The organism is Shewanella woodyi ATCC 51908 (assembly GCF_000019525.1).
In the GTDB taxonomy this organism is placed as follows: domain Bacteria; phylum Pseudomonadota; class Gammaproteobacteria; order Enterobacterales; family Shewanellaceae; genus Shewanella; species Shewanella woodyi.
The window spans coordinates 1,553,683-1,573,303 of sequence record NC_010506.1; the positions used below are offsets into that span (position 1 = coordinate 1,553,683).

The following is a 19,621-nucleotide window of genomic DNA, read 5'->3' on the forward strand; positions in this document are numbered from 1 at the left end:
CAGAAAAGAGTTTAGAGCTAGTCTTCGAAAGTATTGAGGATACCTAGCGCTGCATCTCGTCCTTCGGCGATAGCGGTAACCACCAGATCTGAGCCGCGCACCATATCACCGCCAGCAAATATCTTAGGGTTAGTGGTTTGGAATGGATTATCGGCCGCTTTTGGCGCGATAACACGTCCCCACTCATCTAAGTCGACATTGTGCTCCTTGAGCCAAGATGCAGGACTCGGTTGGAAGCCGAAGGCGATGATGATGGCATCTGCGTCAAGTAAGGCTTCACTACCTTCAATGGCTTCTGCACGTCGGCGTCCACTGCTGTCAGCAGCTCCCATCTGAGTTTCTACACAGGTGATACCTGTGACGATACCATCTTGAGTTTCGATGGCGACAGGTTGGCGGTTGAAGAGAAAGTTCACTCCCTCCTCTTTGGCGTTTTGCACCTCACGGCGTGAGCCAGGCATATTCTCTTCATCTCGGCGGTAGGCACATGTGACCTCAGTTGCCCCTTGGCGAACTGCGGTGCGAACACAATCCATCGCTGTATCACCGCCACCGAGAACCACGACTTTTTTCCCCTTTAAACTCAGATAAGGAGAGTCTGGATCTGTGGTGCCCATAATATTGTGTGTGTTGCCAATGAGGTAGGGCAGAGCTTGATGTACACCTTGAGCGTCCTCTCCGGGCAGACCCGCCTTCATGGCGGTGTAAGTCCCCATGCCAAGGAAGACAGCATCATATTGCTCTACTAACTCTTCGAATGGGATATCAGCGCCTACAGTCACGCCAAGTTTAAACTCGATCCCCATACCTTCAAGGACCTCTCTGCGTGTGGCCATCACCGATTTATCCAGCTTAAAGGCGGGAATACCATAGGTGAGTAGGCCGCCTATCTGTGGATTCTTATCAAAAACCACCGACTGAACCCCATTGCGGGCAAGGATATCAGCACAGCCAAGGCCTGCAGGCCCCGCCCCGATAATGGCGACACGCTCTTTTCTTGGGGTGACTTTGGTTAAATCTGGACGCCAACCTTGGGCAATGGCGGTATCGGTTATGTATTTCTCTACATTGCCGATAGTGACGGCGCCAAACTCATCATTAAGGGTACAGGCACCTTCACACAATCTGTCTTGAGGGCAAACCCGGCCACATATTTCAGGCAAGGTGTTGGTCTCATGAACGAGATCGGCTGCTTCTAATATACGTCCCTGCTGGGCAAGTTTAAGCCAGTTAGGGATATAGTTATGCAGCGGACATTTCCACTCGCAATATGGGTTACCACAATCGAGGCAGCGGTCGGCTTGCTCGTTGACTTGAGTCTGAGCAAAGGGCTGATAGATCTCGATAAACTGAGTAGCGCGCTTCTTTGCTGGATGCTTAACCGGATCTTTGCGGTCAACTTCTATAAATTGGAAATCATTACTCATCAGTTGTTACCCCGCTACTACAGCTAATTCTGGTTGTGATTGCTCAAGTTTTAATAGATCTGAAACCGGCACATTTTTAGGTTTCACTAAGACGAAGCATTCGATCCAGTTTTCAAAGTCAGCCAGTAGCATCTTGGCATGCTCGCTACCAGTTTCCGCTAAATGCTCCTCTATTAAGCCTCTTAAGTGGTGCTGATGTATCGGTGAACTGACTTTTTGTGTGTCGACCAGCTCAGTGTTCACTCGGCGGTGGAAGCGGCCAAGTCTGTCGAACACATAGGCAAATCCGCCTGTCATACCCGCAGCGAAGTTCACGCCGGTTCTTCCTAGAACAAGTACGATACCGCCAGTCATATATTCACAACCATTGTCACCTAAGCCTTCAACCACAGCAGTCGCGCCTGAGTTACGCACGGCAAATCGCTCTCCTGCGGTTCCAGCTGCAAACAACTTACCACCAGAGGCGCCATAGAGGCAGGTGTTACCGATAATCGCCGAACGTTCACTCTGGAACGTACTTCCTAGTGGTGGGTGTATGGTGATCTTGCCACCTGACATCCCTTTGCCTACATAGTCGTTACCGTCGCCACACAGGGTGAGCTCTAATCCTGGTGAGTTCCAGACACCAAAGCTCTGGCCAGCGCTACCATTAAACCTTAACTGTATTGGCTGTTTAGCGCCCTCTTTACCCACTGTTTTGGCAATAAATCCTGAGAGTGAAGCGCCAACTGAGCGGTCGGTATTATTGATATCAAATCTTGCTTGAATCGATTCACCAGCGATAACGGCATCTTTGACCTTGTCTAAAACGACTTGGTTCAACCGACCTTTATCTTCAGTGTGATTGAGCTCACGCCATGTTTTGGCGCTGCCTTCAGGTATTTTAGGCGTGTAGAGGATAGGGTTAAGATCTAATCCTTGCTGTTTAGATGTTTTGCCCTCTAGCGTGGTTAACCACTCGCTGCGACCGATAAGGTCTTCAAACTGGGTAACCCCTAATGCTGCCATCCCTTCGCGGATCTCTCTTGCGACAAACTCAAAGTAGGTCATGACACGCTCAGGTAAACCGTGGTAGTGCTCATTTCTCAACTTAGTATTCTGAGTAGCAACGCCCGTTGCGCAGTTATTCAGGTGGCAGATACGCAGGTATTTACACCCTAATGCAATCATAGGTACAGTACCGAAACCGAAGCTTTCCGCGCCGAGCAGGGCCGCTTTTAGTACATCTTGGCCGGTTTTCAGTCCGCCATCTACCTGCAGTCGTATCTTATGTCTAAGACCATTTTCAACCAGAGATTGATGCACTTCAGCAAGGCCTAGCTCCCATGGGCTACCAGCATATTTGACCGAGGTTATTGGGCTGGCACCTGTGCCGCCATCATAACCAGAGATGGTGATCATATCGGCGTAGGCTTTAGCCACACCGGTTGCGATAGTCCCTACACCTGGCTCAGAGACGAGCTTGACCGAAACCATGGCGCTTGGATTGATCTGCTTAAGGTCAAAAATGAGCTGAGCGAGATCTTCAATCGAGTAGATATCATGATGGGGAGGAGGCGAGATCAGGGTAACTCCAGGTCTTGCATTACGCAGGCCTGCTATCTCAACACTCACCTTGTGACCAGGAAGCTGACCACCTTCACCTGGCTTAGCCCCTTGTGCGACCTTGATCTGCAGTACTTCTGCATTCATCAGGTAGTGAGCCGTGACACCGAAGCGTCCTGAGGCTATCTGTTTAATTTTCGAGTTGCGCTCTGAGTTGAAACGGCTTGGATCTTCTCCGCCTTCACCAGAGTTTGAACGACCACCGAGTCGGTTCATCGCTACCGCTAATGCCTCATGGGCTTCAGGGCTAAGGGCGCCAATACTCATTGCGGCGCTGTCAAACCTTGGGTAGAGAGTATCGGCAGATTCTACCTTATCGAGTTCAACAGCCTCGAGTTCACCTTTAATGGCGATAAGATCGCGCAGTGTCGCGATCGGGCGGTTATCAACCAGCTCAGTAAACTTCTTATAACTTGGGTAGTCACGATCTTTTAAGCTGGCTTGCAATGTATTAACCACATCTGGGTTAAAACAGTGGTACTCACCGCCTTCAACATATTTAAGTAATCCCCCCTGAGATAGAGGCTGGTGGGCACGGAAGGCAAGCTTATGCAGCTCAACCTGATCTTGCTCAAGCTCGCCAAAGTTAGCGCCTTCAATGCGGCTTACTACCCCATTAAAACAGAGAACAACGACTTTGCTAGCAAGGCCAACCGCTTCAAACTGCTGACTACAGCGGTATGAGGAGACCGTACTGATCCCCATCTTCGACATGATCTTCCTCAAGCCTTTATCTATGCCTTGGCGGAAGTTCAGCATCAACTGATAGTTTTTAGGGGCATTATTAAGCTTAGCCAGTGCCGAGATACTCTCGTATGCTAGGTATGGGTATATGGCGGTTGCGCCAAAGCCTAGTAAAACGGCGAAGTGGTGTGGATCACGAGCCGAGCCTGTCTCTACTATGATGTTAGTATCACAACGTAGGCTCTTATCAACCAGTATCTTCTGCACCGCTCCTACTGCCATGGCAGCTGGGATAATCTGCTTAGATTTGTCCGTTGCACGATCTGACAAGATAAGCAGGGTAGTACCTGTACGCGCTAAACGCTCAGACTCATCACAGATCCGAATAATAGCCTGTTCGAGTCCCTCTGTGATGTCGTAGTTCAGATCGACTCTATTAGCGCGGTAGTAGGTCGAATCCAGTGCCATTAACTGATTAAAGTCGCTGTATAGCAGCACTGGTGAGTTAAACATCACTCGGTAGGCGTGACCTGTGGTCTCATTGAACAGGTTCTGCTCTCTACCGACACAGGTAGAGAGTGACATAACATGCTTCTCTCTTAATGGATCGATAGGAGGATTGGTGACTTGAGCAAACTTCTGCCTGAAGTAGTCATAGACAGTGCGTGATTTTTTAGAGAGCACAGCCATAGGGGTATCATCACCCATAGAGCCAGTTGCCTCTTCGCCCTTTTGGGCCAACACCCAAATAACCTGTTCTAGCTCTTCACGTGAGTAACCAAAATGCTTCTGGTATTGCAACAATTGCTCGGGTGAAAATTCACAAATCCCTTGCTCGGCAATCGGGGTCTCTTCGGCCGGGGTTAAGGTTTGACTGTTTTTTGCCATCCATGCTTTATAGGGGTGACGACGTTTAAGATCGTTATCAATCTCAAATGATGAGTAGAGCTGACCGTTAAGGGTATCGAGTACTAATAGCTCACCGGGTCCGACACGGCCTTTCTCGACAACTTCGTCGGGGGCATAATCCCAAATTCCCACCTCAGATGCCAAGGTGAGGATTCTGTCTTTGGTGATCACATAGCGTGACGGGCGCAGACCATTACGGTCTACGGCACATGCCGCGTGACGACCATTGGTCATAACGATACCCGCAGGCCCATCCCATGGCTCCATATGCATGGAGTTGAAGTCGTAGAAGGCCTTTAACTCCTCATCCATCTCTGGGTTACTTTGCCATGCTGGTGGAATCAACAAACGCATCGCGCGGTACAGATCCATGCCGCCAGCAAGAAGCATCTCAAGCATGTTATCCAGTGAGGAGGAGTCAGAGCCTGTTTCGTTTACAAAGGGAGCTGCTTGTTGCAGATCTGGTAATAGCGGAGCATTAAATTTATAAGCACGAGCACGTGCCCACTGCCTATTACAGGTAATGGTATTAATTTCACCGTTATGGGCAAGGTACCTAAAAGGCTGTGCGAGGGGCCATTTAGGTGAGGTGTTGGTTGAGAATCTTTGATGAAATAGACAGATTGAGCTTTGCAGTCTGATATCGGCTAGATCAAGGTAAAACTCTGGGAGATCCGCAGGCATCATCAGGCCTTTATAGACGATGACTTGGCCTGATAAGCTGGCAACATAAAAATCTTTATCATGATGAAGTTGCTGCTCTAAGCGGCGTCTTGCCATATAGAGGCGACGCTCAAGATCTTTCTCTCGCCATCCAATAGGGGAATTAATTAGCACTTGATAGATCTGGGGCTGGCTTGCTTTACCTATATCACCAAGTACATCGGCATTGACTGGGACTTTTCTCCAACCTGCAACGCTTAAGGTCTCTTTTTCAAGCTCACGCTCTAACAGGAGTTTAGTTTGCTCTGCTAGTTGGTCGTTTTGGTTGAGGAAAAGCATACCAACGGCAAACTTACGACTAAGGTGCCAATCGTTTTCTGCTGCTACGGCTTCAAAAAACTTAACGGGAAGCTGCATTAGTAATCCACAGCCGTCGCCTGTACGGCCATCTGCTGCGATTCCACCACGATGCTTCATACGGTCTAGGCCGTGAATTGCAGTTCTTACGATGCGATGACTAGGCTCACCATCCATCTGGGCTATCAGGCCAAAACCACAATTATCTCTCTCGAAACTGGGGTGATACAAGCTCATACACAAACTCCCTAAACTTAAACTGAATACTACGTCGGGAAAATCTTGTTATAACTATGCACCCGAACCATTCAAATTAACGTTTGATTAAAGAAAGGTCAAACCAAATAAATGCATAAATTAGCGAGTGCTTAACTCCTGTTGGCGATAATTTTAACCAGCATTACGTTAACGTAAACTGTGAGTTGATTTGTATAACGCTATGAATAAAAAGAATTTTAATTTTTACTTAAATTTTTTAGTTAATGAAGTGTAACAAAGTGGACTGTAAATTTTTTTTGAGAAATATGAGTTCTATTGCAAATATAATGAATTATAAGCGGATATCACGTTTGCTTATTTATGCAGTGCTAATGAGTTAACTACATTTTTACCCCCCTTTTTTTGCTGAATCTCTATTTTCTGTTAAATCACCTTTAATCTCTGTCGTTTGAACTTAGTTTGATTTGGCTCCACGTTTTTAGTGAATAGATGAATTAGAATATGCTCATTCATTCTAGTAGTAGTAGAAAATGGGTTTAGATCAGTACGTCAATACGTTCGGTGTTGCTTGTAAGCAGCGCTTTGGTGAGAAACTTAAAAAGTTAACCATAGATGCAAAATTTACCTGCCCAAATAGAGACGGTACATTGGGAAGAGGGGGGTGCACCTATTGTAATGTGGCTTCTTTCAGCTATGAACATGGCACTGAGTTGTCGATACCTGAGCAGCTAAATAAAGGCAGAGAGAGGTTTGCTGGACGAACATCAAAATATATCGCCTATTTTCAGGCTTATACCAGCACTTATGATGAATATAAGGTGTTGAAGGCTAAGTATGATGAGGCGATTATCGACCCGGATATTGTGGGCTTGTGTGTGGGGACTCGACCTGATTGTGTTTCCGATGATGTTATTGAGTTACTGGCTGGCTATCAGGCCCGCGGTATTGATGTTTGGCTGGAACTGGGCTTGCAATCAGCCAGTGATAAGACACTAAAGCGTATCAATCGTGGCCATACTCTAGCCGATTACCTTGATACTGTGACCCGCGCTAGAGCTAAGGGAATTAAGGTCTGTACACACCTGATCTTAGGTTTGCCTGGAGAGGAGCATCAGGATTACCTTAATAGTTTACATGCTGTACTCCAAGCTGGTGTAGATGGGCTAAAGCTACATCCATTGCATATTGTAGAGGGAAGTACCATGGCAAAAGCGTGGCGAAGCTCGCGGATCTCACTACTGTCAATGGAAGATTACGCTTATAGTGTTGGCGAAATGATACGCTACACGCCAAAAGAGATAATTTTTCATAGGGTTACAGCCTATGCGAAAAAACCGATTTTACTCGCACCTGACTGGTGTGCTTATCGTTGGAATGGGTTAGTGGCGATCGTGGATGACTTAAAAGCCAAAGGTGGGCAGGGGAGCTATTTGATTTCTAAGTTAAAAATGAGCTCAAAAGCGATATAGAAAGTAGTTAAATGGCAGATTTGATTAAAATTTAGTTAAAAGATGGTTAATAAATGAATGTTTTTTCGCTGTTATTACTCATTTAGTTGCACCAGTAATTATAGCGGGTATTATGTTGTAAATTAGTTTGTATACAGTCAAGAATTTTTGAGAGGTGCCTTAATATGGCAACAGCTGAAATAGAATCAATTTTGGATCTTAATACTCTAGAGCAGTACTGCAGTGCAATTGGTGCGGGCACTTTGCTAAAAAGCGTTGTTTTATTTGAGCAGTTGATGCCAGAGTATGTGGGCAACTTAGTTAACGCTAAAGAAGCTCAAGATAAAGACACATTGTGTTCTGAAGCTCATAAGTTTAAAGGTGCCGCGGGTTCTGTTGGACTAAAGCGTATTCAGCAGTTTGCTCAACTACTTCAACACGGTGAAGACGCCGAATGGGCTGCAGGTCACGAAGCCTGGTTACAAGCTATTGTTGATAATGCCAGCCTAGATCTTGCAGAGCTAAAGCAGTATCTAGAGGCTAAAGCATAACAGCTTGATTTTGCTATGCTGATGGCGCTAATGGAGCTTGACTCTATTAGCGCTTTTTTATGGAATTAATCGCCAATCACGCTCCTTTTTTTAGTCTTTTTCTCTTTTTTGTTCATAAAATCCTAATTAAATTTTAGAGATAGCTCACATTTTAATGTCTGATATTACGCGATTAGTGCTAATACTATGATATTGTCGATATTGAATATCTGAATGAAAATCTTAGTTGGTAATCGATTTTATGAAGCACTTACCCAGTTTGAAAAACCTCTTTTATCTCGTGAACCTCTATCAGGAGCAGAATTTTAATCGTGCTGCTAAGATGTGTCATGTTAGCCAGTCTACTCTCTCTAGCGGGATACAAAACTTAGAGGAGCAGCTTGGCCATCAGCTAATTGAACGGGATCATAAATCATTTATCTTTACGGCTATTGGTGAAGAGGTGGTACTGAGATCGCGCAAGCTACTCACCGATGTTGATGATCTTGTTGAGCTGGTTAAGCACCAAGGCGAGCCAATGACAGGGGATATTCGCTTAGGCTGTATTCCAACGATTGCTCCTTTTCTGTTGAGCCGAGTGGTTAAACAGTGTCAGCAAACCTATCCGAATCTCACTATGTTTTTAAAAGAGGATACGACTGAGAGGCTATTGGACGCTTTAGGCAAGGGAGAGCTTGATCTTCTATTGTTAGCCTTGCCAGTGGATACCAGTGGATATCACAGTATGAAGGTAGGGATCGATCCCTTTAAACTGGTTGTTCATAACGACCTAGCTGGTGAGATCCATGAACCTTTGGATTATCAATCTCTGCCCGATGAAAGTATATTTTTGCTTCAGGCTGAGCATTGCATCACTGGGCATGCAGTCAGTGCTTGTCAGCTTGGTGACAGTGCTAAGGTGAATCCATTTGCAGCAACGAGTTTACATACGTTAGTGCAGATGGTTAACGGCAAGTTGGGAACGACATTTCTACCTCAAATGGCGATAGATGCAGGTATCCTCAACGACACTGATTTAGAGGTGATGCAGCCACCAGGTGAGGCACCCTACCGAGATATCGGATTGGTGTGGAGGCAGACTTCAAGCCGCATCTTGACCTTTAGGACTTTAGGCTTAGCGATACAGGAGCTCTTAGCTAAAGAGCCTGTTTAAGATAATGCAATGATAAAAGCCTGAGCGAGCTTCAGGCTTTGTTATGATTGCTATAAGATCAGCCGTTAGAGACACCAAAGACTTCAATAGAGTGCTGCTTTCCTTTTAGCTTTACCGGCCCTAAGTTGGTTAAGGTGTATTGGCTGCTGTCATTATCTAAACGGGACTCCAGTGAGCCTGAGATTAACATTCTCTGCCCCAACGGATTACACTGATCTTGAAGTCTCGCTAAGGTATTAAGCACATCACTGAAGAAGCTGATCTCTTGCTTTTGCACACCCACCACAGCGGCCACCACTTGACCACAGTGAGCGGCAGCCTTAAATTTAGGCACAAAACCATACTGCTCTTCAAAATATTGCCGTTGCCAATTGAGTTGTTGGCTGAATTCAAAATAGATATTGAAGCAGCGGTCTTGCTGTATACCATCTTTTAACGGCCAATGTATCAGTACGGCATCGCCCATATAGCGATAGATCTCAGCTTCATTATTCACAACCGTATCTGATAGCAGACTAAAGCTATCTTGGATTAGTCGGCTAAAGCGATAATCTCCTAAGGTCTCGGCGTGAGTGGTTGATGCCACCATATCCAAGTAGAGGAATAACCTCTGCTCATATCTTGGTTTATGGTACTTACCCAGACCGATATTAAGCAGTACTCGTGGCCCAACAAGCAGTGCCATCTGCTCGATAAAGGCTAAACCAACTCGCACGACAACCAGATAGACAATGAGTGCCTGAAAAGAGGGACTATAGAGAATATGCGCCGTTAGCATCTGTCTCAAGGTGGCCATATGGTTTTCGATAGCCCACATATTGAGGAACTGGGTGATATAAGCCAGAGTCGTTGCGCCAAGCAGGAGAAAGAGTCCCTTAAAGATCACCGAGAAAAGGTATGGAAGGCGATTGATTGCACTAAAGTCGGCAATGAGGTTCGACATCCAGTGTAAGCTGCCGAAGATGATCCCCATATAGATAGCCAAGGTAGCCAGATCCGCAGAGCCGATGGCCCACTGAGGAAGATCCGGTGCTTGTGCATATCTAAAGAACACAAATGCCGCCATGGCGATGCCCCAGGCGATTATCGCAAAAATAAGTTTTTTTGCTTGTATACGTGCTCTCACAGTAAAGGGGGTATCCTAAGGGTGGCGGTCAGGGGCGCTATTTTATAGAAAATACCCCCATCATTTCCAGTAGTATTTGTGATCTTAGTCAAATGAAAGTCAGTTCATGGCTTTAATTTAAACGAATAAGATGGATGTATCGACAAGTTAGATTAAAAGGTAAGTATTTAGAGGTTTTTTAGTTAATTTAGCTGGTTAATTTTAATGGTGTGTTGCTTATACCCAAACAACTTCAAGATGCAGGATTCAGCATGTCGAGAAGTGACAGAGTTCAAGGTCGTTAATTGCTCCTGCATTAACGACATTCCCGCCATCCATGGCGGTCTTCATGAAATAGTAGGACTAGTTATTCTCGGCTCTGGCATCCTGCTTCGCCCTACCTTCTACATCTGACTTCCATGGAAAGGAAGAAATGTCTTATTTTGTATGGAACAAAATAGACCATGCAGTCGTAATTCAATATTTCATAACACAGAAAAATGTTGCTTCTCGACATGCCCTTCGGGAGTTTCCGTAGAATCGCTGCACTGCGTTAGTGATATCAACAAGGGAATAACCATTCTCCTCAATCACTGCCTTGTTCAGCTATCCTACGGGAGCTCTGAAACGATCATCTTGAGGTAGCTTGGGTATATATACCGAATGCTCTGGAGAGGATCGATTGCGTAAAAGGGATTTTAAGATAAAAACCTCTAGGATTAGTCATCTGAGTGCTGCCGTTTGGACCAATACTTTGAGTTACTGAGCGACTATTTGCACCTTTAGGTCTAAGTTGTAACACCTCTCCATGTCTGGCTGTGAGCTGTTTAACTTGACCAAGGGCAATAAACTCCATGATCTCCTCCCAGTCTTGCTTTAACAAGGCAAGCTCCTCCTCATTAGGGCGCCATAAAATAGGGCTGCCTATCTGCCGCTGTGAGACTGGAATATCCCTATCGCCTTGGATCGGGATCCAAAGGACAGTTTGTAATTTATGGCAAACAACGCTGGTCTCCCAAGTTAATCCTTGAATATCGATTAAGGGGGCAACGGTTACATAGGTGGTCTCTATCGGCTTGCCATTTTTATCTACTGGGATCGTTTTAAGTTCGATACCTAAATGTAGAAAATCGGGTTCAGGCCTAGAACCTGCCAGTGCGCCGAGTTCATGTTCTATTAGTTGTCCAACCCAGCCTTTGTCACGTTTAAGGTTAGCGGGGGTGATAAAACCGTGGGAGTCGGCGAGCTGACCTAATGTTAATCCAGCCATATCGTTGGCACGACTCATTAATTCATCAATTGTTTTGGGGGAGTGAGGTGTGGTCATTCGCTGATTTTACCAAAGATAGTAAAGATAGCAATTGGTGGTCAAAAAGCATTCAAGCCAACTTGTGTTGATAACTCATTTTCTATAGGTAAAGCTAACTTACTGATAATAATGGTTAAGACTGACCTACTTTCGTTATTGAGTTGAGTATTTTTTACTTGCTCTATCTTTCCCCCAACTTTTCCAACACAGTTATCCACAGTTTTGTTGGATAACTTCTATATTTAGAAACCAAACTATAAATTTATGAGATGTCAAACAGATATTTAGGGGAGTTATTATAAAAAATAGATAAATATCCTCTTTACTTGTGAATAACCTGATAATTGAAAACCTAGACTTATTCAAAAATGAAAGCTTGGTTAAAAAGTGAGCTGTGAATCTATTGGTTATACCATTAACCCAAGGGTGTTTTTTTAAGTGTAGATAAAATAACGATTTTATTTGATTTGGTTAAAAGGTTATACATTAGAAATTTCGTACGTATTTTGGGTTTTTAACGGTTACAAATGAGTTAAGAACAGAGATATCCACAGATTTTGTGGATATCCTCACTGACTTAATGGAACCCTTGTTGATAAAGTTGGTTTTTTTATTTATTTATCCAAGGTTATTCTCTCACGGGATATTTGCCGAACTCACTGCTTTGTGAAACAATCGAATGATTAAAGTGTGAATTCACGGAGTCCATGTGATTGATAGTGACGGCTTTCGGGCTAATGTGGGCATCATTATCTGTAATCGTTTTGGGCAGGTTATGTGGGCGAGAAGATTTGGCCAACATTCCTGGCAATATCCTCAAGGTGGCGTCGATGATGGCGAGACTCCTGAGGAAGCAATGTATCGAGAACTTTATGAAGAGGTTGGACTAAGACCAGAACATGTTCAGATCTTAACTTCCACCCGTTCTTGGTTACGTTACAGATTACCCAAACGCTTAATTAGACAAGATAGTAAGCCTGTGTGTATTGGGCAAAAGCAGAAATGGTTTTTGCTACAACTTAAAAGCAGTGAAAGTGCCATCAACCTTAATGCTTGTGGCCATCCTGAGTTTGATGATTGGCGTTGGGTGAGTTACTGGTACCCAGTTCGACAAGTGGTTTCTTTTAAACGCGATGTTTATAGAAAAGTGATGAAGGAGTTTGCACCTACCGCACTGCCATTTCAGTCGCGGGAGCATCATAGCAACAATCGAAGAGGTCGGCGGCGTTAAACTGCGAAAGAACAAAACATAGGGGCTCCTATCATAGAAGGAGCTTTTATCTGAATATAAAATATGGCATGAGTAGAGTGAAAACGGAGGTTTACTAAGTGTTAAAAACACTAAGAGATATTACACAGGCTGTTGCTGCGGCTCAGGATCTCCACTCTGCATTAGCCCTATTGGTGTCTCAAACCAAGTCAGCCATGGCAACCCAGTGTTGCTCTATCTATATACTAGAGGGGCGAGAGCTTATTCTATCGGCCACCGATGGTCTGCTTACTGATGCGGTTGGTCAGGTGAAGATGTCATTGAGTGAAGGCCTAGTTGGGCTAGTTGCCGAGCGGGAAGAGGCTGTTAACCTTGCTGATGCCCGTCAACACCCTAGGTTTAAAGAGTTCTCTGAAGTTGAGGAGGAGAGCTTTCGCGCATTTCTTGCAGTCCCTATTATCTACCAAAAACGCATTCTAGGTGTTCTAGTTGTTCAGCAGATCGAAGCTCGGCAGTTTAATGAGGGTGAAGAGGCATTTCTGATGACCTTAGCGGCGCAGCTTGCGATGGCTATCAGAAACCTGAGAATGAAAGATGAGGTGAAAACCAGCTCTAACCAACTGCATTTTACCGGCACCTCAGCTGCTAACGGTATCGCCATCGCCCATGCTTTAGTACTTGGTGGCCAGATAGATCTGGAACAGCCAGAGTCAAGAGCTCAAGATATTACCTCCGAGGAGGCAAGGTTACACACGGCGATTAGTACCTGTAAAGATACGTTAACCTCTCTGTCGCAGCGATTTGATCAAGAGCAGGATAATGAAGTGGTCTCTATCTTCTCTGCTCTATTACTTCTGCTTGATCACGCGAGTTTAGGGGGGGAGTACATTAAAGAGGTCAGAGATGGCTGGTGTGCGGTTTCAGCTGTCAGTCGAGTTTCTCTGCGTTACATCGAGCAGTTTACTCAGATGCAAGATCTCTACTTGAAGGAGCGGGCCAGTGATATTCGCGATCTAGGTCAGCGGGTATTACGTCTCTTGATTGAGCCTGAAAGGATGGAGGTTGATCCTGAGATCCCAGTGATTTTGGTCACTAAAGAAGCCGATGCCACCATGTTAGCTGAGTTCCCCAGACAGAAACTAGTGGGAATTGTGACTGAGCAAGGGGGAGTCAACTCCCATGCGGCTATTTTAGCTCGAGCTTTAGGCGTCCCGGCGATTATCGGTGTCGAGGGAGTGTTGACGGCAGGTATCGATAATAAGCTGCTTATTATCAATGCTAACCGCGGCCAACTCTTAGTCTCTCCTACTCCTACATTGATTAATGAGTATCGCAACCTTATCTCTGCCGAAAAGGCGCTGCAAAAGCAGTATGCGATGGAGTTGAACCTGCCTGCAGAGACCATTGATGGAAAGCGGATCCATCTTTATTTAAATGCTGGCTTGTTAAGCAGTTTAGCTTCCGAGATAGCCGATGGTTCAGACGGGGTTGGCCTGTATCGTACTGAGATCCCTTTTATGTTGCACCAAAGATTCCCTAGCGAGTCAGAGCAAGTAAAGGTGTACAAAGAAGTTCTTGACGCTGCCAGTGATAAGCCGGTGGTGATGCGTACCTTAGATGTCGGTGGCGATAAACCACTCTCCTATTTTCCTATTAATGAAGAAAACCCTTTTCTTGGTTGGCGAGGTATTCGTCTTTCTCTTGATCACCCTGAGCTGTTTCTTGTGCAGCTTAGGGCGATGGTCCAAGCTGGGGGCGAAGGGGAGCAGCTGCATATCTTACTGCCAATGGTGAGCAGTTTAGATGAGATAGATCAGGCTAAAGCTTACTTAGAGCAAGCCTATTTTGAGCTGAAAAATGATGTGAACCCTAATATCGTCAGACCAAAACTTGGGATCATGCTTGAAGTACCTGCACTACTTTACCAACTTGCAGAGGTCGCAAAACGGGTAGATTTTGTCTCCGTTGGCTCTAACGACTTAACCCAATACCTGCTAGCTGTGGATAGAAATAACCCAAGGGTCAGCACGCTTTATGATTGTTATCACCCTGGAATACTTCGTGCTTTAAAGCGGGCACGTTTTGACTGTTGGCAATACCATCTGCCTGTCAGCGTATGTGGTGAACTTGCTGGAGAGCCTATCGGTGTTATTTTATTGGTTGCCATGGGTTATGATCAGTTAAGTATGAACCAGGGGAGTTTAGCTAAGGTGAACTACCTACTTAGACGAGTGTCTCATTCTGATCTCAGCGAACTTTTGGAGATGGCACTGACATTAAATAATGGCCGTCAAGTAAGGGAGTTGGTGAGAAGCTACTTTGAATCTCGCGAGCTGGGTGCTCTGCTTAACTAACAGCCCCTTTTGTTATAAACTAGCGCTCTTTTTTCTGTGAAGGTGCCGCCTTGGATAGCATGGTTTTGGTTTTTATCAGTTGCTTGGCTTTAGGCGCCTTTATTGGCTTTATGGCGGGGTTATTGGGCATAGGTGGTGGAGTCATCGCGGTACCTGCGCTGCTTATTTTACTCCCAAGCATTGGTTTTTCTTCAGATATTTTACCACACGTGGCGATTGCAACTTCCCTTGCAGCCATCATCTTAACCTCTCTTTCATCGGCTCAGGCTCATCATAGACGGGGTAATATCCCTTGGCCTATTTTTACAACCATGTTGCCGGGGTTGATCTTAGGCTCTATTTGCTCAGGCTTTATAGCTAAGATGATAAGTGCAGAGCAACTGCAGCAGATATTTGCCTTCTTTATCATCTTGATGGCGATTCAGATGGTATTTCCATTTCGTGTGGCAGCTGAAAATAAACCGCTGCCATCGACACTGTTTCTATTTTTAACCTCAGTCATTATTGCTATCATCGCAGCCTTAATGGGCATTGGTGGTGGAATACTCTTGATCCCATTTTTGAGTTGGTGTGGATTACAGATGCGCAATGCGATAGGTTTTTCGTCGGCGTCCGGTCTGTTTATCTCACTGTTTGGTAGCCTAGGTTATGTGGTTGCTGGTTGGCAGGTATCTGGCTTGCCTTCGGGTACATTAGGCTATGTATATTTGCCTGCTCTTTTAGGGATAGTTATCACTTCAGTGTTAATGGCTCCGTTGGGCGTCAGAGCAGCTACTCACTGGCCAACTCCTATTTTAAAGCGAGTTTTTGCACTTTTGCTTATCGTCACAGGCATTAAGCTTGCGCTCACTTAATGAGACTGTCGATAGCAGCAGTGAGGGCAATTGCCCTGTGTATAAGAAAAAATACCAATTTTTGTAAGGCGCCATCAGAGGATAAGTCGCAATGAAACAGTACCTAGATCTATGTAACAGAATTATCGATGAAGGCACCTGGATTGAAAATGAGCGTACCGGTAAACGCTGTTTAACAGTGATCAATGCCGACCTTGTCTATAACGTTGCTGACAATGAGTTTCCACTTATTACGACTCGAAAGAGCTTTTGGAAGAGTGCGATTGCCGAGATGTTGGGCTATATACGGGGTTATGACAATGCTGCTGATTTCAGAAAACTGGGAGCCAAGACATGGGATGCGAATGCCAATGAAAATCAAGCTTGGCTAAACAACTCTCATCGTAAAGGTGAAGATGACATGGGGCGTGTTTATGGCGTTCAGGGGCGTGCGTGGAGTAAACCTGATGGCGGCAGTGTGGATCAACTTAGGAAGATAGTCGATAACCTAAAAAATGGTGTCGATGATAGAGGCGAGATATTAAGCTTCTATAACCCAGGTGAGTTTCATATGGGCTGTTTACGTCCCTGTATGCATACCCATAACTTCTCAATGCTAGGTGATACTCTCTACTTAAATAGTTTTCAGCGTTCATGTGATGTGCCATTAGGCTTAAACTTTAATCAGGTGCAGGTATTTGCGTTATTGGCTATTGTGGCTCAGATCACTGGGAAAAAAGCGGGAATGGCATACCATAAGATAGTGAATGCCCACATATATGAAGATCAGCTCGAATTGATGCGTGATGTACAGCTAAAAAGAGAGCCGTTTGCACCAGCATCATTAACCATTAATCCGGATATTAAATCCCTTGAAGATCTGGAAACTTGGGTTACTATGGATGACTTTGAGGTGTCAGGTTACCAGCATCATGACGCGATAAAATACCCATTTTCAGTTTAATTGACTGAAAGAGCGGTTTTGCTAAATATTTGAATAGTTAGGGATAACGGATGTTGAACGAATGTTCGTTACCCACTATTTATGAATAAAAATACCCTTTTACCTTTACGCATTTTCTCATCTTTTTATCAGATATCTGTTTCTGTTCACATTTCTTGAAAGTTAGCAAAAAGCTTGTTTGATAAATACTCAAACTGTCTATAGACTCGAAACATCGGAAATACCGATGTGTATGGCTAATGGAAACGAATATTCAAGTATATGCGTTTCGGCTAAACTCATGTCATTAAGTTTTTGGAGCGTATTATGGAAAGGGCAATTAAGAATTTTATGAGTCAAGAATCAGCAGGAGGCATACTGCTGATGATTGCCGTTGTATTTGCAATGCTAATGGCGAACTCGCCAATGTCTGGTATGTATCAAGGTTTTCTCGATACAGAGATGCAAGTTCGTGTGGGTAGTCTGGATATAGATAAGACGCTTATTCACTGGATCAACGACGGCCTTATGGCGCTGTTTTTTTATGTTGATTGGATTGGAAGTTAAGCGAGAGCTACTTGAAGGTGCGTTATCAAGTGCAGCACAAGCCTCTTTGCCAACATTTGCAGCAATTGGTGGTATGGTCATGCCAGCTGCCATCTACCTGATGTTTAACTATAGTGATCCGCTCACTCAATCGGGTTGGGCTATCCCCGCTGCAACCGATATTGCTTTTGCACTGGGTGTTATGGCGTTGCTGGGTAGCCGTGTGCCTGTTTCATTAAAGGTATTTTTGTTAGCCTTGGCTATTATCGATGACCTCGGTGTTGTTGTGATCATCGCTATGTTCTATAGCACAGATCTTTCAACTATAAGTTTAATCGTTGCTGCTGTGGCGATAGTAGGGCTTGTTGGGCTTAATCGTAAAGGTGTGACTGCGCTTGGTCCATATGGTGTTTTGGGACTGATCCTCTGGATTGCAGTACTAAAGTCTGGTGTGCATGCTACCTTAGCGGGTGTGATTATCGCTTTCTGTATTCCATTAAGGGCGAAAGATGGCAGTTCTCCCTCTGAGAGTTTAGAGCACAGCCTGCATCCGTGGAGCACTTTCATTATCTTGCCTATCTTTGCATTTGCCAATGCTGGGGTGGATTTGAGTCCGATGAGCTTTAGTGACCTATTATCGCCAGTTCCTGTAGGTATCGCATTAGGTCTGCTGGTTGGTAAGCCATTAGGTATCTTAGTATTTAGCTACATAGCGGTGAAATTAAAGCTCGCTGTGCTGCCTGAAGGTATGGGTTGGAAGCATATCGCACCTGTAACTGTGATGTGTGGTATCGGTTTCACTATGTCGATGTTTATCTCTTCATTGGCCTTTGTTGGTGATGCTGCAGCATATGGTGATCTGGCAAGATTGGGTATTTTAGTTGGCTCGTTATCGTCAGCATTAATAGGTTACTTCTGGTTATCTAAGGTGCTACCAGAAGCAGCAGACAGTAAGGAAACCAAACAAGGAGAATTAGCATGAGAAATTTAATGTTAGTATCGGCTCTGTGTCTGGGAATAGTTCCTACTGCAAGTGCGAGTCAATTAGACGCGTGTAATTCAGAGGTTCAAAGTGAGTCATGCCAGCATTACCTAGAAGGGGTTGTTGATGGCGCTTTGATGTATAAACCCAATGCGGTTGGCGCGCGTATTGAGACAGATAGTTATGAGTCTCGCGCTCTTAAGTATCGCGGCGGTAAACGCTTTCAAGAGGCAAACCGCACCTACTGTGAAGGGCGTATTCCAGACCGTGAGATACTCGTCAACGGTCTTGGTGAAGCTTTTTCGGCGGGAAATATCAAACGTGTAGAGATGCTTAATGAAGTGATGTACAGTTTGATGGATTGTCAAAGAGTTAAATAACTTAGATTAAGCTGAGAAGATATGTCTCATCTGAACTACAACCATCTCTATTATTTTTGGATGGTCCATAAAAAAGGCTCGGTGGCGAAAGCTGCCGAGGCTTTATGCTTAGCCCCTCAAACGGTAACAGGGCAGATCCGTGTCCTTGAAGCCCGCCTTAAAGGCAGTCTATTCAAACGTTCTGGACGTTCTCTTGAGCCCACTGAGCTTGGTGAGTTAGTGTTCCGTTACGCTGATAGGATGTTTAGCCTGAGTTATGAGATGCTAGATATTCTCAATTACCAAAAAGATGAGAATATTCTATTTGAAGTCGGCATTGCCGATGCGCTCTCTAAGGCGCTTGCGAGTCGAGTTCTTCTCTCTGTTGTTCCCAGTGATGGTTCTATGCATTTGGCCTGCTTTGAGTCGACCCATGAAAGTTTAATGGAGCGGCTGCGCGAGCATAAACTTGATATGATCTTATCTGATTGCGCTGGTGAATCTTTGAAATACCCAGAGATCTTATCCAAGAAACTGGGGGAGTGCGGGGTTGCATTTTTCTCCGCTGAACAGTTCAGTCAACCTTTCCCTGAATGTTTAGAACAGGGCAAGTTGTTGATCCCTGGTAAACGCACCTCTTTAGGCCAGCAACTGTACCACTGGTTTGATGTCAACGGACTCAATGTCAATATCTTAGGTGAGTTTGATGACGCGGCTATGATGAAGGCATTTGGCTACTTTAAGCAGGGGATCTTCGTTGCTCCCTCAATCTATAAGCAAGATATTTTATCTCATGGTATGCATCTACTTGGTGAGACTACAGACATTAAAGAGGTCTACCATGTGATGTTTGCTGAGAGGATGATTCAACATCCAGCGGTGAAGCGTCTCTTGGCAACCGATTTTACCGATCTGTTTGAAGGTCGTGATGCCGAAGTACAGCGTCTATAATCAAACTGAGTTC

At 44.9% G+C, this 19,621-nt stretch carries 13 protein-coding genes and 1 pseudogene; 10 read left to right on the forward strand and 4 right to left on the reverse strand.

The window, feature by feature from the left end; genetic code table 11:
• Positions 1–17: 17 nt before the first annotated feature.
• Positions 18–1,427, reverse strand: a complete 1,410-nt coding sequence (locus SWOO_RS06205) for an FAD-dependent oxidoreductase (protein WP_012323859.1) — start codon at positions 1,425–1,427, stop codon at positions 18–20.
• A 6-nt stretch (positions 1,428–1,433) separates the two neighbouring features.
• The gene (gene gltB, locus SWOO_RS06210; RefSeq protein ID WP_012323860.1) at positions 1,434–5,882 is read right to left on the reverse strand and encodes a glutamate synthase large subunit; all 4,449 of its coding nucleotides are present in this window, start codon (positions 5,880–5,882) and stop codon (positions 1,434–1,436) included.
• 512 nt (positions 5,883–6,394) lie between these two features.
• Here gltB and SWOO_RS06215 point away from each other — a divergent pair.
• The 3 genes from SWOO_RS06215 to oxyR all read left to right on the forward strand — a co-directional run bounded on the left by SWOO_RS06215 (position 6,395) and on the right by oxyR (position 9,016).
• Entirely contained in the window at positions 6,395–7,333 is a 939-nt protein-coding gene (locus tag SWOO_RS06215) for a TIGR01212 family radical SAM protein (RefSeq protein WP_012323861.1), read from the forward strand.
• A gap of 164 nt (positions 7,334–7,497) precedes the next feature.
• Complete coding sequence (locus SWOO_RS06220; RefSeq protein WP_012323862.1) at positions 7,498–7,863, forward strand: Hpt domain-containing protein; 366 nt, start codon at positions 7,498–7,500, stop codon at positions 7,861–7,863.
• 241 nt (positions 7,864–8,104) lie between these two features.
• Complete coding sequence (oxyR, locus tag SWOO_RS06225) at positions 8,105–9,016, forward strand: hydrogen peroxide-inducible genes transcriptional activator OxyR (protein WP_012323863.1); 912 nt, start codon at positions 8,105–8,107, stop codon at positions 9,014–9,016.
• Positions 9,017–9,074: 58 nt separating this feature from the next.
• Here oxyR and SWOO_RS06230 read toward each other — a convergent pair whose 3' ends face one another.
• Together SWOO_RS06230 and mutH are read right to left on the reverse strand one after the other, a co-directional pair.
• Positions 9,075–10,142 carry an adenylate/guanylate cyclase domain-containing protein gene (locus SWOO_RS06230; RefSeq protein WP_012323864.1) on the reverse strand — a complete coding sequence of 356 codons (1,068 nt, stop codon included), beginning with the start codon at positions 10,140–10,142 and terminating at the stop codon, positions 9,075–9,077.
• Positions 10,143–10,752: 610 nt separating this feature from the next.
• Complete coding sequence (mutH, locus tag SWOO_RS06235) at positions 10,753–11,448, reverse strand: DNA mismatch repair endonuclease MutH (protein WP_012323865.1); 696 nt, start codon at positions 11,446–11,448, stop codon at positions 10,753–10,755.
• Between the two features lie 691 nt (positions 11,449–12,139).
• Between mutH and rppH the strand changes: the two genes are divergently transcribed.
• From rppH to nhaR, 7 genes and pseudogenes are all read left to right on the forward strand, one after another.
• Positions 12,140–12,661, forward strand: a complete 522-nt coding sequence (gene rppH / locus SWOO_RS06240; RefSeq protein ID WP_012323866.1) for an RNA pyrophosphohydrolase — start codon at positions 12,140–12,142, stop codon at positions 12,659–12,661.
• Between the two features lie 98 nt (positions 12,662–12,759).
• A complete protein-coding gene (ptsP, locus tag SWOO_RS06245; RefSeq protein ID WP_012323867.1) occupies positions 12,760–14,994 on the forward strand; it encodes a phosphoenolpyruvate--protein phosphotransferase in 2,235 nt (744 codons plus the stop codon).
• A gap of 50 nt (positions 14,995–15,044) precedes the next feature.
• On the forward strand, positions 15,045–15,848 hold the full coding sequence (locus SWOO_RS06250) for a sulfite exporter TauE/SafE family protein (RefSeq protein ID WP_041417515.1): 804 nt from the start codon (positions 15,045–15,047) through the stop codon (positions 15,846–15,848).
• Positions 15,849–15,939: 91 nt separating this feature from the next.
• Positions 15,940–16,791: a thymidylate synthase gene (locus SWOO_RS06255; protein ID WP_012323869.1), complete on the forward strand. Its 852-nt coding sequence runs from the start codon at positions 15,940–15,942 to the stop codon at positions 16,789–16,791.
• A gap of 306 nt (positions 16,792–17,097) precedes the next feature.
• Positions 17,098–18,298 (forward strand): annotated as a pseudogene (nhaA, locus tag SWOO_RS06260) (Na+/H+ antiporter NhaA).
• Positions 18,295–18,678, forward strand: a complete 384-nt coding sequence (locus SWOO_RS06265) for a hypothetical protein (RefSeq protein WP_012323870.1) — start codon at positions 18,295–18,297, stop codon at positions 18,676–18,678. Before nhaA ends, SWOO_RS06265 begins: the two are co-directional and overlap by 4 nt.
• Before the next feature lie 21 nt (positions 18,679–18,699).
• The gene (gene nhaR, locus SWOO_RS06270) at positions 18,700–19,608 is read left to right on the forward strand and encodes a transcriptional activator NhaR (protein ID WP_012323871.1); all 909 of its coding nucleotides are present in this window, start codon (positions 18,700–18,702) and stop codon (positions 19,606–19,608) included.
• The last annotated feature ends 13 nt before the right edge of the window (positions 19,609–19,621 follow it).